At 46.9% G+C, this 14,801-nt stretch carries 14 protein-coding genes; 8 read left to right on the forward strand and 6 right to left on the reverse strand.

Going from position 1 to position 14,801, the window contains the following annotated elements; genetic code table 11:
- The 4 genes from ABLT31_RS01785 (at window position 1) to recG (ending at window position 4,612) form a co-directional block, all read left to right on the forward strand.
- Complete coding sequence (locus ABLT31_RS01785) at window positions 1-858, forward strand: DegV family protein (protein WP_367748081.1); 858 nt, start codon at window positions 1-3, stop codon at window positions 856-858.
- 111 nt (window positions 859-969) lie between these two features.
- Window positions 970-1,638 (forward strand): L-serine ammonia-lyase, iron-sulfur-dependent subunit beta, encoded by a 669-nt coding sequence (gene sdaAB, locus ABLT31_RS01790; protein ID WP_367748084.1) that lies wholly within the window; start codon window positions 970-972, stop codon window positions 1,636-1,638.
- 21 nt (window positions 1,639-1,659) lie between these two features.
- Window positions 1,660-2,544 (forward strand): L-serine ammonia-lyase, iron-sulfur-dependent, subunit alpha, encoded by an 885-nt coding sequence (gene sdaAA, locus ABLT31_RS01795; protein ID WP_367748086.1) that lies wholly within the window; start codon window positions 1,660-1,662, stop codon window positions 2,542-2,544.
- A 1-nt stretch (window position 2,545) separates the two neighbouring features.
- Window positions 2,546-4,612, forward strand: a complete 2,067-nt coding sequence (recG, locus tag ABLT31_RS01800; protein ID WP_367748089.1) for an ATP-dependent DNA helicase RecG — start codon at window positions 2,546-2,548, stop codon at window positions 4,610-4,612.
- Window positions 4,613-4,720: 108 nt separating this feature from the next.
- Here recG and lpdA read toward each other — a convergent pair whose 3' ends face one another.
- The 5 genes from lpdA to ABLT31_RS01825 all read right to left on the reverse strand — a co-directional run bounded on the left by lpdA (window position 4,721) and on the right by ABLT31_RS01825 (window position 9,996).
- Window positions 4,721-6,133 carry a dihydrolipoyl dehydrogenase gene (gene lpdA / locus ABLT31_RS01805; RefSeq protein ID WP_367748091.1) on the reverse strand — a complete coding sequence of 471 codons (1,413 nt, stop codon included), beginning with the start codon at window positions 6,131-6,133 and terminating at the stop codon, window positions 4,721-4,723.
- Window positions 6,134-6,138: 5 nt separating this feature from the next.
- Complete coding sequence (locus tag ABLT31_RS01810; RefSeq protein ID WP_367749338.1) at window positions 6,139-7,473, reverse strand: dihydrolipoamide acetyltransferase family protein; 1,335 nt, start codon at window positions 7,471-7,473, stop codon at window positions 6,139-6,141.
- An 18-nt stretch (window positions 7,474-7,491) separates the two neighbouring features.
- Window positions 7,492-8,472 carry an alpha-ketoacid dehydrogenase subunit beta gene (locus ABLT31_RS01815; RefSeq protein ID WP_367748093.1) on the reverse strand — a complete coding sequence of 327 codons (981 nt, stop codon included), beginning with the start codon at window positions 8,470-8,472 and terminating at the stop codon, window positions 7,492-7,494.
- A complete protein-coding gene (gene pdhA, locus ABLT31_RS01820) occupies window positions 8,473-9,555 on the reverse strand; it encodes a pyruvate dehydrogenase (acetyl-transferring) E1 component subunit alpha (protein WP_367748096.1) in 1,083 nt (360 codons plus the stop codon).
- A 132-nt stretch (window positions 9,556-9,687) separates the two neighbouring features.
- On the reverse strand, window positions 9,688-9,996 hold the full coding sequence (locus ABLT31_RS01825) for a DUF5658 family protein (protein WP_367748099.1): 309 nt from the start codon (window positions 9,994-9,996) through the stop codon (window positions 9,688-9,690).
- A gap of 391 nt (window positions 9,997-10,387) precedes the next feature.
- Between ABLT31_RS01825 and rsmD the strand changes: the two genes are divergently transcribed.
- A complete protein-coding gene (gene rsmD, locus ABLT31_RS01830) occupies window positions 10,388-10,972 on the forward strand; it encodes a 16S rRNA (guanine(966)-N(2))-methyltransferase RsmD (protein WP_367748102.1) in 585 nt (194 codons plus the stop codon).
- On the forward strand, window positions 10,969-11,469 hold the full coding sequence (coaD, locus tag ABLT31_RS01835) for a pantetheine-phosphate adenylyltransferase (RefSeq protein WP_367748105.1): 501 nt from the start codon (window positions 10,969-10,971) through the stop codon (window positions 11,467-11,469). The genes rsmD and coaD overlap by 4 nt, the downstream gene beginning before the upstream one ends.
- Before the next feature lie 95 nt (window positions 11,470-11,564).
- Here the strand turns inward: coaD and ylbJ are convergent, their stop codons facing one another.
- Window positions 11,565-12,797 (reverse strand): sporulation integral membrane protein YlbJ, encoded by a 1,233-nt coding sequence (gene ylbJ, locus ABLT31_RS01840; protein WP_367748108.1) that lies wholly within the window; start codon window positions 12,795-12,797, stop codon window positions 11,565-11,567.
- A 177-nt stretch (window positions 12,798-12,974) separates the two neighbouring features.
- On the opposite strand from ylbJ, the gene ABLT31_RS01845 reads away from it, so the two are divergent.
- Both ABLT31_RS01845 and ABLT31_RS01850 read left to right on the forward strand, forming a co-directional pair.
- Window positions 12,975-13,757 carry a patatin-like phospholipase family protein gene (locus tag ABLT31_RS01845; protein ID WP_367748110.1) on the forward strand — a complete coding sequence of 261 codons (783 nt, stop codon included), beginning with the start codon at window positions 12,975-12,977 and terminating at the stop codon, window positions 13,755-13,757.
- On the forward strand, window positions 13,754-14,800 hold the full coding sequence (locus ABLT31_RS01850) for a SepM family pheromone-processing serine protease (RefSeq protein WP_367748113.1): 1,047 nt from the start codon (window positions 13,754-13,756) through the stop codon (window positions 14,798-14,800). The genes ABLT31_RS01845 and ABLT31_RS01850 overlap by 4 nt, the downstream gene beginning before the upstream one ends.
- Window position 14,801 lies beyond the last annotated feature (1 nt).

Raw genomic sequence — 14,801 nt, forward strand, 5'->3', positions numbered from 1 at the left:
ATGGCTCAAATTTGTATAGTAACGGACAGTACAGCCGATATCCCTGCACCTTTGGCGGAAGAATGGGGGATCCATATTGTTCCGCTTAAGGTACATATTAATGGGGAGACCTATTTGGATGGAGTCAATATTACCCCAGCGGACTTTTTTGCAAAACTGGTAAAAAGCGAGCAATTCCCCACCACGTCACAGCCATCTCCTGCCGATTTTGAACAGGTATATGCTGAACTTGGGAGGAAGTATGGTCCGGATGTTCAAATCATCTCCATCCATCTATCGAGTTCGCTAAGCGGAACCTTTCAATCGGCCAATATAGCCAGGACCATGGTTGAACCCCCATCGGACATTACCGTGATTGATTCCAAAAAGGCGGCCTATTTACTAGGAACGATAGTGGTACAGGCGGCTAGGGCTGTTAAGGAAGGGAAAAGCAAAGAGGAATGTTTGGCACTGATTGATCGGATGATAAAGGGGCAGCGTGAATTCTTTGTCCTCGACACTTTGACGTATTTGCAAAAGGGCGGAAGGATTGGAAAAGCTCAAGCGTTGATCGGCACCCTCCTCAATGTGAAACCGATCTTGTCGCTAAATGAAAACGGTGAGGTTTACCCTTTTGATAAGGTGCGCGGGAAAAAGAAAGCGATGAGCACCATGATTGGTGAACTCAAGCAATATGCTGGTGATGAACAGGTGATTGCTTCTATACTCTATGCGACCAATCCTGATGAAGCGGAACAGCTTAAGGAACAGCTTACCCAAGAATTTAACATCGCGGATATTTCGATGTCGGAGATAGGGCCAGTCATTGGAGCACATGTAGGCCCGAATGTTTTGGCGATCTCGATGTATAAAATATAGAGTAGAGGGAAGGAATGACTGTCATCCTTCCTTCTTCTGTTTTTCTGTCCGAAATCCAGGAAACTTTGCTGCCCCAGATAACTAAAATGAATTAGGAGAGGAGGAGGTTGCGTGAAGTATCGCTCTGTATTTGATATCATTGGTCCCATTATGATTGGGCCGTCCAGTTCTCATACAGCCGGGGCTGCCCGCATCGGTTTACTGTCCCGAAGGCTGTTTCAGAGACAACCTCAATCTGCGGAAATTTTATTTTTGGGCTCTTTCGCTAAAACCTATAGGGGGCATGGCACGGATATTGCCTTAGTCGGGGGGGTTTTAGGCTTTAATACTTTTGATAAAAGAATCGTCGATTCGCTTGAATGGGCCAAACAAATGGACGTCAACATTCAAATAAGCGTTTCCGAGGAAGTCCCCAACCACCCCAATACGGCACGGGTCATCTTAAAGGATGATCAGGGCTCCCTGATGGTGGAAGGCATTTCGATCGGTGGAGGAAAAATGGAGATTACAGGTGTGGACGGCTATCCCCTTCGCCTGACTGGAGAAAGTCCGACTCTATTAATCTGGCACGATGATCGTTATGGTATCGTAGCATCGGTTTCCCAAGTATTAGCCAAACATCAAGTCAATATCGGTTACATGGAGATGGCCCGAAAGGCAAAAGGGCTGGAGTCGATTATGGTGATTGAAACGGATCAGCCGATTCCTCCAGAGGTTTGCCGGGAAATTGAAGCGCTAGCGCATATTTCCAGGGTAGTTTCCCTGGAGCCCATGGAATAAGCAGGGGAGGAAATATAAAAAATGACCTTTCGTACCATTGCAGAATTAGTTGAACTTTCGGTAAGGGAAAATAAACCAATATCCGAAATCATGATAGAGGCTGAAGTAGAATTGTCAGGCAAAACGAGAGATACGGTTTTTCAGTTGATGGAGAGAAACCTCGATGTCATGGAAGAAGCTGTGAACCGTGGAATTGCCGAGACTGAACGCTCACGGAGCGGCTTAACCGGGGGAGATGCGGTCCTGCTGCAAAACTACCTTCGCGATCACCAGCCGTTATCCGGAGAGCTTTTGCTTGATGCAGTGAGTAAATCCGTAGCGACCAATGAGGTCAATGCAAAAATGGGGACTATTTGTGCTACGCCAACGGCTGGCGCCTGCGGAATCGTACCGGGAACCTTGTTTGCGGTAAGCAAAAGGCTGCAGGCGACACGCGAGCACATGATTCGCTATTTATTTACATCTGGGGCAATTGGGTTTGTCATCGCAAATAATGCCTTTATTTCCGGGGCAGCTGGCGGGTGTCAAGCTGAGGTCGGATCTGCCACAGCCATGGCGGCAGCAGCCATTGTCGAGATGGCGGGAGGTAGTGCCGAGCAATCGGCTCAGGCCGTTGCGATTGCCCTGAAAAATATGCTCGGATTAGTATGCGATCCTGTTGCCGGTCTAGTCGAGGTCCCTTGTGTAAAGCGCAATGCAATGGGCGCTGCGATAGCCATGACGGCGGCAGACATGGCCCTGGCCGGAATAAAAAGCGCCATCCCTACAGACGAAGTGATTGACGCGATGTACCGCATTGGTTGTACAATGCCAAATACGCTAAAGGAGACAGCCCTTGGAGGTTTGGCGGCTACACCTACTGGCCGGGAACTAGAACGCCGAATCTTCGGTTCGGCGACAGAATAGGATGGGAAATCGATTGTGGTCACCAATAACTGAAGTAAAAGGAATAGGGGAAGAGAAAGCCAAAGATTTGCAGGCATTAGGCATTGCAACCGTACATGACTTATTATTCTATTTTCCCTCTCGCTACGAGGACTACACCATTAAGGATCTGACCGAGGTAGAAGACGGGGAAAAAGTAACGATTCAGGGTACGATTTATGGTGAGCCATCCGTGCGTTTCTACGGAAGAAACAAATCGAGGATGACAGTTCGGCTTGTTGTGGATCGGTTAGTCGTGACGGCAATTTGGTTCAACCAGCATTTTTTGAAACCGAAACTCTCTCCAGGCAAGGAAGTCCAAATTAGTGGCAAATGGGAGAGAAATCGTCTGCAAATGACCGTTGCGGAAACCAAAGTTGGCCCGCCATCCCCCAGCAAAACAGGGGATGAGCAGCCAAAGATTCAACCTGTATATCCGGTTTCTTCATCTGTAACGGTAAAGCAAATGCGGAAGTATATGACCCAGGCTTTACGGCAGTTCCATCAGGAGATTACAGAAGTTCTCCCCGCGCAAATCCTCGAAAAATATGAGTTTGTGGATCGAGCTGAGGCTATTGGCTCCATACACTTTCCTTCGTCTACCGACGCTGGGAGAAAGGCCAGGAAAAGGCTAGCCTTTGAAGAACTTTTTTTCTATCAATTAAAAATGCAGGCTTACCAGCTGATTCAAAAGAAAAATCAAAAAGGGCTAGCTTTACCTGTCCCTCTTGAAGAGGTACGGCAGTTTGTCCGTTCCTTGCCCTTCCGCTTGACCAATGCCCAAAAGAGAGTATTGAAGGAAATCCTGGATGATCTTCGACAGGATCAAGGAATGAACCGCTTGCTGCAAGGAGATGTAGGTTCGGGAAAAACGATTGTAGCTGCAGTTGCCTTATTTGCAGCAGTAAAAGCTGGTTATCAGGGAGCCCTGATGGTACCCACCGAGATCTTGGCAGAGCAACATATGCAGTCCATGGTTCAATTATTATCCGGATATGGCATTCAAGTAGCACTGCTGTCTGGAAGCTTGGCTGCAAAAGCACGGAGGGAAGTGATCGGAGGGCTGCAGATGGGGACCATTGATGTGGTCATCGGAACGCATGCGCTAATCCAAGATGATGTATTTTTTTCGCGGCTGGGGCTCGTCATCACGGATGAGCAGCACCGATTCGGCGTGGAACAGCGAAGGATTTTGCGAGAAAAGGGTCTTCAGCCGAATGTGCTTTTCATGACCGCAACCCCCATTCCCCGCACGCTGGCAATATCGGTATTTGGAGATATGGACGTGTCTACGATCGATGAACTGCCTGCTGGCAGAAAGCCCATCGAAACCTATTGGGTAAAAGAAGAAATGTTTGAAAGAGTCCTTGCATTCGTGGGCAAGGAACTCAAAGCAGGCAGACAAGCTTATGTGATCTGTCCGCTTATTGAAGAATCCGAAAAACTGGATGTGCAGAACGCCATTGATGTCCATGCTCAGTTGACGCATTATTTCGGTGGAGAATTTGGGGTGGGTCTGATGCATGGAAGACTATCTGCTCGCGAAAAAGATGAGGTCATGAAAGCATTCAGTGAAAATCAGGTTCAGGTTTTGGTCTCTACTACAGTTGTGGAAGTCGGCGTGAATGTTCCGAATGCTACTGTAATGGTCGTCTATGATGCGGAGCGGTTTGGACTTGCCCAGCTTCACCAGCTTCGCGGCAGGGTAGGCAGAGGCTCCGAGCAATCCTACTGCATACTCATCGCTGACCCAAAAACAGAGGTAGGGCGAGAGAGGATGCGTATCATGAAGGAAACCAATGATGGATTTGAAGTCGCTCGCAGAGACCTGCAGCTGCGAGGTCCCGGTGACTTCTTTGGGACAAAGCAAAGCGGTCTGCCTGATTTTAGGCTTGCGGATATCTCCCAGGACTTCGAACAATTGGAGTTGGCTCGCCAGGAAGCTGTTAGTTTGTTAAAACGGACGGACTTTTGGCAGAATCGGGAGTTTTATGATTTGCAGGTTTACTTAGAGAACCAAGGGATATTGGAAAGGGAAATACTGGACTAGCTATGTTAGAATCGACAGGGAGAACCTTTTTTGGATCAAGGAAAATATTTCCCTTATCTTCAAAAACTCAAAAAGGCGTGAGTTTTCACGTCACGCCTTCCCAAAACTCTACTTACTCAATGAATGAATACCATGTCCCGCAGCGGCTTCTGCCGCTTCCATGACCATTTCCGCTAGGGTTGGATGGGCGTGGATGGTTAAAGTCAGGTCTTCCAAAGTAGCGCCCATCTCAATGGCTAAGGCGACTTCGGAAATCAGGTTAGAGGCTTCATAACCTGTTATATGTGCTCCAAGTATTATTCCGGAGTCTTTCTCCGCCACCACTTTGACTACCCCTTCGGACCTGTTGGCACTCAGGGCTCGGCCGTTGGCACCATAGGAAAATCTTCCGGTGGTGATATTCAGTCCCTTTTCTTTGGCTTCGGATTCACTCAACCCTACACTGGCGATTTCTGGGTCAGAGAATACAATAGCAGGGATGACTTTATAATCAATAGCGCTAGGCAGACCAGCGATGACTTCTGCGGCCACTTTTCCTTCATAGGAAGCTTTGTGAGCGAGGGCAGGACCTGGAACGATGTCCCCGATGGCATAGACATTAGGAATGCTTGTTTTGCATTGGTGATCGATCTGGATGTAACCTCGCTCATCCATTTGCAATCCGATGCTCTCCAGTCCGAATTCATCGGTGTTTGGACGTCGGCCAACCGTTACCAGAAGATAGTCAGCAGTAACGGTTTTCGTTTCTTCTCCAACTTGGTAGGTGACGGTCACTTCTGTATCGGTCTGTTCGGCTTTTTGAGCAAGAGCCTTGGTGTGAATGGTTACATTTTTCTTCTTTAATGCTTTGTTGACCAACTGCGTGATTGATTTTTCAAAGCCAGGCAGGATTTGATCGGCCCCTTCCAAAATGGTAACCTGGGAACCCAGCTTGGCATAGGTTTGTCCTAATTCGACGCCTATGTATCCGCCGCCGATGACGATCAGCCTAGAGGGAACCTCTTTCAAGCTAAGAGCTTCCGTAGAAGACAGGATCCGGTTCCCATAAGGAAATGCCTTGAGCTCGATCGGACGGGAACCCGTAGCGATGATGCAGTGGTTAAATTTATAGCGGTTGCTTTCATAACCGCTTAGGACCCTTACTTGATCTTTCTCCACAAAGAGAGCTTCTCCAGAAACAATTTGTACCTTGTTGCCTTTCAAAAGCCCTTCAACGCCCTTTGTTAGTTTGTTGACCACACTTTCCTTCCACGCCTGCACTTTGCCAAAATCCATCTGGACCTGCTCGGCCGTAATTCCCATATCTGAGGGCTCGTGCAACTCCTCATATCGATGGGCTGCAGAAATTAACGCTTTGGACGGAATGCATCCGCGGTTTAGACATACTCCGCCAACATTATCCTTATCGACAATGACGACATTTTTCCCAAGCTGGGCAGCGCGGATGGCAGCCACATAGCCTCCTGGGCCGGCACCAATGACTAGCACATCGATTTCTGTTGTAAATTCGCCTACGACCACTTTGCTTACACCTCCATTAGCAAGAGCTCAGGGTCTTCGAGTACTTGTTTGAGATAATTTACAAACTGCTGGGCTGTAACCCCATCGATTAAGCGGTGATCGAAGCTTAGGGACAAGGCCATCACGGGCGCGGCTTGAACCAATCCGCCCTTGACAATCGGTTTGTCAGAGATCCGGCCAACGCCGAGAATGGCAACCTCAGGGTAGTTGATCACAGGTGTGAAAAACTGTCCGCCGGCTGAACCGATATTGGTAATCGTAAATGTCCCGTTCTTCATTTCCTGAGGGGTAAGTTTTCCATCCCTAGCTTTGACAGCCAGCTCATTGATGCGGGTAGCAATCTCCCAAATGCTTCGCCGGTCGGTTTCGGCTATGACAGGTACCATAAGGCCGTTATCCGTATCGGTAGCGATACCTACGTTATAAAACTTTTTGTAAATGATTTCACCTTTGTTATCGTCAATCGAAGCATTAAGAGCTGGAAATGCTTTTAAAGCACCGACTACCGCCTTTACGATAAAAGGCAGGTAAGTGACTTTGATCCCCTTCTTTTCGGCAACAGGCTTAATCCGTTGACGGAAGGCTACTAATTTGCTGACGTCCACCTCGTCCATGATCGTCACATGGGGAGCTGTGGATTTCGAACGAACCATCGCCTCGGCGATGACTTTACGGATTCCTTTAAGCGGAACGATTTCAACCGCATCGGCAAGGCTCGCGGCAGTTTGGGCAGCAGGCTGCTTGGCAACAGGTGGATCAGCTACAGCTGCGGATGGCGCTGGAGCATTGGTCTCCGCTGCTTGTGCTGCAGGGGCTTGGCCCGTAAAGCCCAGGATATCTTCCCGTGTAATTCGTCCATTGGTTCCTGTTCCCTTTACTAAAGACAGGTCTACCCCTTTTTCGCGGGCGAGTTTTCTTATGCTTGGCGTAGCTAGAATTAACGTTTTATCAATTGGTGACGTTGGGGTTCCCGCCACATCCTTGGTTTCGGGAGCTGCCTCATTAGCTTCCGGAGCAGCTTCTTTGGCTGCAGGCTGTTGTGCTGGCTCTGAAGTTGGCTCTGCTGCGTGGGCTGGTGCAGTCCCTTCATTTCCGGCTCCTTCCACTTCAAAAGTGACGAGGGGATCCCCTACAACAGATACAGTGCCTTCCGACACTTTAATCTCTTTTACGGTTCCGTTTACAGGGGAAGGAATTTCAACTACCGCTTTATCATTTTGGACCTCTAATATGGTCTGATCCTCTTGAACGTTATCACCTGGTTTGACATGCCACTTGACAATTTCTCCCTCGTGAATGCCTTCTCCAATATCTGGAAGTGCAAAGGTAAACACACCCATCTTACTCACCACTTTTCTTTAAAAGTTCAAAACATAATCCATGCCTTCGATGACCCTCTTTGGATCAGGCAGCCAATCATCCTCGACTGTTGCGAAAGGGAAAACAGTATCCGGTGAAGCCACCCGAATAACGGGAGCTTCCAAGTGGAGGATGGCTCTTTCATTAATTTGGGCAATGATTTCTGCCCCTGCTCCGGCTTGTTTTTGGGCTTCCTGTACGACGATAGCGCGGTTCGTCTTTTGAATTGATTTTATGATGGTGTCCATATCAAGCGGACTAATTGTTCTTAAGTCGATTACTTCTGCTTTAATCCCTTTGGCCTTCTCCAATTCCTCCGCCGCCTTCAGCGAAGTATGGACCATGGCTCCGTAGGTAATCACGGTGATGTCTTGGCCTTCTCGGACAATATTTGCCTTGCCCAGCGGAATCGTATATTCTCCTTCAGGAACTTCTCCGCGGAAGGAACGGTAGAGCTTCATATGCTCCAGGAACACAACGGGGTCATTATCGCGAATGGCAGAAATTAATAATCCTTTCGCGTCATAAGGATTAGAAGGGATTACGACTTTTAAACCGGGCGTTTGAAGCATCAATCCCTCTAGGCTATCCGCATGAAGCTCAGGGGTTTTCACTCCTCCTCCGAATGGCGAACGGAATACGATGGGGCTGTGGTATCTTCCCCCGGAACGGTATCTCATGCGGGAGGCCTGAGCGGCAATGGAGTCGAACACTTCAAATACAAAACCGAAAAATTGGATCTCTGCTACAGGCCGGAAGCCTTGCACCCCAAGACCGATAGCGAGTCCGCCGATTCCTGACTCCGCTAGGGGAGTATCAAAAACCCGTTCTTCCCCAAATTCCTTCTGCAATCCTTCGGTGGCACGGAAGACCCCTCCATTTTGCCCAACATCCTCACCGAAAACAAGAACTGAAGGGTCACGCTGAAGTTCCACTCTCATGGCATCGGTAATGGCTTGGATCATGGTCATTTGGGCCATTTACTTACCCTCCCTTTTCATAAACTCGGCTTTCTGTTCTTCCAGATGCGGGGGAAGATGCTCGAACATGCTGTCGATCATATCTGTCACTTTAACTTTAGGCGTCTCGTCGGTTTTTTTGATCGCATCGGCGATGTCTTTCTTGGTTTGTTCTATAACCTGATTTTCCTCATCCTCGCTCCATAAGTTTTTGCTTTGAAGGAACTTTCGGAAACGAATGAGCGGGTCCTGCTGCTCCCATTCGTTCAATTCCTCTTTTGTCCGGTAACGAGTGGGGTCATCCCCAGCCATGGTGTGAGGACCAAAGCGATAGGTTAAGGCTTCAATTAACGTTGGTCCTTCTCCATTTATTGCCCTTTGCTTAGCTTCCTGGACTGCCTGGTATACGGCAAGTACATCCATGCCATCAACTTGGATGCCGGTAATGCCTGCAGCAACGGCTTTATGTGCAAGTGTTTTGGCGGCCGTTTGCTTTTCTACGGGAACTGAGATAGCATACCGGTTATTTTGAACGACAAAAATGGCTGGCAGGCGGTAGGCGCCAGCATAATTAATGCCTTCATAGAAATCTCCTTGAGACGTCCCGCCGTCACCTATATATGTAATGGCTACATGCTTTTGTTTTTTTAGTTTAAAACCCATGGCAATGCCAGCACATTGGATGATTTGTGCCCCAATGATGATCTGAGGCATGAGGACGTTTACGCCTTCCGGAATCTGACCTCCATGCTGGTGTCCTCTTGAATAAAGAAAAGCCTGGTAAAGGGGGAGGCCATGCCAGACAATTTGAGGGATATCCCGATAACTGGGAAGAATAAAGTCCTCTTTATCCAAAGCGGACTGACTTCCGACCATAGAAGCTTCCTGGCCGGCCACGGGAGCGTAAAAACCCAGCCGTCCCTGGCGATTTAAGCTAATGGCCCGTTGGTCCCATACCCTGGTATACACCATTTTCCTCATAAGCTCTTTCAAGGTTTGGTCGGGTAGCGCTGATATTCCCTCAGATGATACGAGCGATCCGTCTGGGCTTATAACCTGAAGGGGACGGGTGGTTTCGTCTTTCATCAGGAGTTCAGTATTCATGGTTGTCACCTCTTTATATAGATAGAAACAAAAGTGTGGCATGTTTTGCGCTTAGAACAAAGGCAATCATGTTTATGTTTTCTCGTTTTGTTTCAATCATGCAGAGGCGGGAGAAAAAATCATATGTGAGGATCAATAGATTTGTGTTATCCAAGCAAGATGCAGACAGAATACCCCAAAGTACAGGGCGGTGGTTAGGACGAGAAATCGGTGAAGCAGGCTGGAAATGTTGCGGATAAGCAATAAACTGCAGGGCAATCCGAGTTTGATGGCATAAAACAAAGTAACGCCTTGTTCGTAATAAATATAATTCATGATGGGATTCAGTTCACCAATCCAAGCAAAGGTAAGTCCCAGATCTGTAAGGACTGCGTCAGCTGCACAAAAAAACAGAAGAAGAGGAATGATGAGGCGTGGCTGGCAATAGCGAAAGGATTTCATTCATATACCCCCGTCTGCGATTATCTAAAATCCCGTATTCAGTTTAATTCTTCGTTAAGAACGAATAAACCTTTTTATAGAACGAAAAAGAAAAAAAAGCGCGAATGCAGACTATAAGTCACATTCACGCAATGGGAGAGGAGAAACCGGAGGAAGAGCTTATGGGGAAACGTAAGTCTTCTCCGCGGTTGTCAGTAACATTTAACATGTTACTATCCATATTATGGTCGCCTGCTTTAAAACTTATACATGTCTTTTAAACTTTCTTGTTTTTAGCGGGGAGGTTGCAAACATTTACCAGCTTTCCCGATTATGTTAAACTTATCAACGTGTAAACCACGATAAATAATGGAAATATAGATATTGCATCCTGAGTACCAGGAGGGAAGACATGCGAGTAATCTCTGGCTCCAAAAAAGGCAGGCCGTTAGCTGCTGTTCCAGGCAAAGGGACGCGCCCTACCGTAGATAAGGTAAAAGAATCTATATTTAGCATGATAGGGCCCTATTATAAAGGGGGCGTTGCTCTAGACTTATATGCCGGAACTGGCGGACTAGGAATTGAAGCTCTGAGTCGAGGGATGGATAAGGCCATTTTTGTAGACTTGGATAAAAAAGCCATTGCAGTTATAAAGGAGAACCTGGAACGGACAGAGCTAACCGAACAAGCTGAGGTCTATAAAAATGAAGCAAGTCGAGCCTTAAAGGCTTTGACCAAACGAAATATAAAGCTTGATCTCGTTTTTCTGGATCCTCCCTATGCTTATCAGAAAATAAATACGGAAATAGCGATCCTCCATGATCATGGCATGCTGAATGATGAGGCTTATATCGTGGCGGAGACGGATGCAGAGGTGCAGCTTACTGATAGGATTGGGAATGTACATAAGATTAAAGAAGTGGAATATGGAAATACGCGCATTACCATTTATCAAGTGAAGGAAGATGGAGGAGAAGAAGGGGGTGGGATTATATGAGGATCGCCGTTTGTCCTGGAAGCTTCGATCCCGTAACGAAGGGTCACCTTGATATCATTCAGCGGGGCGCGAAAGTATTTGATAAGGTGGTTGTTGCTGTTCTCGTCAATCGCAGTAAGACGCCAATGTTTACGATTGAGGAGCGGGTCGAATTGCTCCGCGAGGTGACAAAGCATATACCGAATGTAGAGGTCGACTTTTTCGAAGGGCTTCTGATTGAATATCTTAGAGCAAAGAAAGCGCAAGCCATTATTAAGGGATTGCGTGCCGTCTCAGATTTCGAGTATGAGATGCAAATGGCATCCATCAATCGCTTGCTGGAAGATAACATTGAAACGTTTTTCATGATGACGAACAATCAGTATTCTTTTTTAAGCTCCAGTATTGTCAAAGAAGTTGCAAAGTATGAAGCAGATGTCAGCACGCTAGTGCCTCCTATTGTGGAAACGGCACTGAAAAAAAAGTATGCGGAACAAAAAATAGATAAGCGACTGTAAAAAGCAAGAGGAATTTCTCCCGTTAAGGTGTTGTGGATCACCCTATAACGGGAGATTTTCCGCTTATTTACAAGAATCTCTCCAAGCTGATTGATCTATGGTCGAGAACTCAATTTCTTTATAACAAAGGGGATAATAGATAGAATAGACATCACAAAGATCGTAATTATAATGTATTGGCTTAAGTACTGAAAGGCCTCCATGGTGTAACCCATCCCTCCTTGCGGGGCATTTTTCGCGAATGCAGGTAAGGAATTAAACCAGTGAGCTGTAAACGGTTGGAGAGGTTTCCAGATCAGATAGCAGATGATTCCCGTTAACAAGGCATGGATAGCCTTCCAGAAAAAATAAGGCTGATATCTCAAATCTGTGGAACTGATGATGCTGGCCACCTGGGCATGGACGGAAATGCCTCCCCATGCGATAAGGGCGGATGCAATGGATATTTTTATTTGCATATCGACTTGTACAGCCAGCTTGCTTAAATATTGCATGCTTTGTGTGACCTCAAAAAAACCAATAATCAACGATTGGGACATATCACTCGGGAAATGAAAGATGGCTAGCAGTAAAGCTGCCGGTAATGTAAGGAGTTCGGCCAATAAGCCTAAAGAGACGAATTTGATGACAACAGAAAAGATAATGATGAATCCACCCATAATAATTAAGGTTTGAAAAGAATTCAGTACAGCATCTCCCATTAATTTTCCAAGGGGACGATTGTCTTTGATTCGGGCCCGATGCATGGCTTGCAGCGCCCGGACCAAGAGAAAATCCGTGTGCTCTCGAATAGGCGGGGTAATTTCGCCTTTACGGTCATGATAACGCAGCAGGATGCCGATAAGAATTGCCCCGGCAAAATTGGCTATAGCTATAGACACTCCAAGAACGGCATCATGGAAAAAGCCCACTGCCACTGCGCCAAAAATGAAGATCGGATCAGATGTGCTGGTAAAACAAAGGAGTCTTTCTCCTTCAGATCGTGAAACGAGGTTTTGCTCTCTCAAGCGGGCAGCTAATTTGGGACCAACGGGATAGCCGGATGAAAAGCCCATGGCCAGTACGAAACCGCCGGTCCCTGGTACATTAAATAGGGGCCTCATGAGAGGTTCTAGGAGAATTCCCATAAAGTGAACCACTCCAAAGCCTAGCATGAGTTCTGACAAGACCATAAAGGGCAAGGTAGCCGGGAATACAACCTCCCACCAGATCTGCAAGCCACGCAGAGAAGATTCAAAGGCGATCTGCGGATATCGAACTATAGCTAGTACGAGAATGAAGGTAACAGAAGCGAAGAATAAGGTGAGAATGTAGGGTTTGTAGCGCATTTCATGGCCTCCATCAGTGCATGATTCCATATCATTAAACTGTACGCATCTGCCCTTGGGTTTAGACCAAGCTTTCCGCCAGCGAATCGGAGAGCGTTGATCATTTTCTTTTTGCTCTCATATAATAGTGGCGAGGAGAAACCTTGTGAAATGTGGGCATCCAGGGGAGGAGTCGTCATGTATAGACCGAAGGTTGGTTTGGCCTTAGGTTCGGGGGGAGCCAGGGGAATGGCTCATATTGGGGTAATTAAAGTGCTGGAAGAGGAAGGGGTGCCTATCGACTTTATAGCGGGCAGCAGTATGGGCAGCTTGGTGGGCGCTTTTTATGCATCGGGGATTAATCCCGAGATGATGAGAAAGCTGGCTATCCATTTGAAACGAAAATATTGGATTGATTTGACGGTTCCGAAGATGGGCTTTGTTGCCGGTGACAAAATTAAAGAAATGGTCCGCATTTTAACCCATGGAAGAAATATAGAGCACCTTCAAATACCCTTGTCCATTGTTGCGACGGATCTTCAAAAAGGGGAACGGGTAGTCTTTACCGATGGACCTATTTCTCAGGCAGTGCGAGCCAGTGTATCCATTCCGGGAATATTTGTACCCGAAATCGTTAATGGAAAAATGCTTGTGGATGGCGGAGTCATCGATCGGGTTCCCATTACGGTGGCAAGGGATATGGGAGCAGATATTGTGATCGGAGTGGATGTAGGGATGATGTCAAGCGAAGGGAAATTAACCTCTATTTTTGATGTTATTGCCCAGACCATTCAAGTGATGGAGCGTGAGATTTTTCGGTACCGCATCATGAATGCCGATGTGATGATTACGCCAGACGTAGGAGGGTACAGTGCCACCTCTTTCAATGAAATAGAAGAACTGATCAATGCAGGAGAAAGGGCAGCTAGAAACGCCATGGATCAAATAAGAGAAGTACTGCAATCTGGAGGACATAAATGAAAAACAAGAAAATTTGGGGAACTATAGCTATTATCATTGCAGTTATATTTGCAATTAATATCAAAGTCCCTTTCTACATAACTACTCCTGGGGGAGCAATATCCTTGCATGACATGGTTGTAGTAGAGGATGCCTATGAAGACGAGGTAGGAAGCTTTCGCCTCACCACGGTAAGGACGGGCCAGACGAATGTGGCGGGCTATATTTATGCTCTTTTAGATCCTTATGCGGATTTGGTGGAGTCTTATCTCGTTCATAGTCCACATGAAAGCAACGAACAATACATCCAAAGGCAAATTGAGGTTATGAAGGCCTCTCAAGACACAGCCAAAATTGTTGCCTTTCAAAAAGCTGGGTATAACGTGAACTTGAAAAATGGGGGAGCGATTGTCATGCAATTTGTTCCTGGCTACCCGGCTGAAGAGGTTTTGGAGATCGGTGATATTATCACTGAAGTAGACGGTAAAAAGATTGAAACGGCTGTGGAATTAATTAATTCTCTAAAGGGCAAGAAGGAAAATGATAAAGTTAGTCTCACTTTCATTCGGGAGGGAATAACCAAAGAGGCCGCCATTGCCTTAAAAACCCTTCCGGGAACAGATGAAAAGGGGGAGAAAAAGCCGGGAATCGGCATCGCTTCCCCCATTACCAAGCGCCAATTTGAAATTCCGAAAGAAGTAACGATCAAATCGCAAGATATTGGAGGCCCCTCTGCCGGCTTGATGTTTACCCTGGAGATGATCAATCAGTTAACTCCGGATGATTTAACGAAGGGATATGACATCGCGGGAACTGGTACAATAAATGATGATGGTTCCATCGGCCGCATCGGCGGGGTTCATCACAAGGTAGTAGCCGCCCATAAAGAAAAAGTGGACATATTCTTTGCCCCGGCAACGGAAGATGAGAACGGGGTATCGAACTATGATCAAGCTGCCGAGCGGGCAAAGGAAATCAGCACAACCATGAAGATCGTGCCTGTCAAGACGATCGATGATGCATTGAGCTATCTAAAAGAGTTGCCTCCCAAATCCAAGGATTAAG

The organism is Ammoniphilus soli, assembly GCF_040813775.1.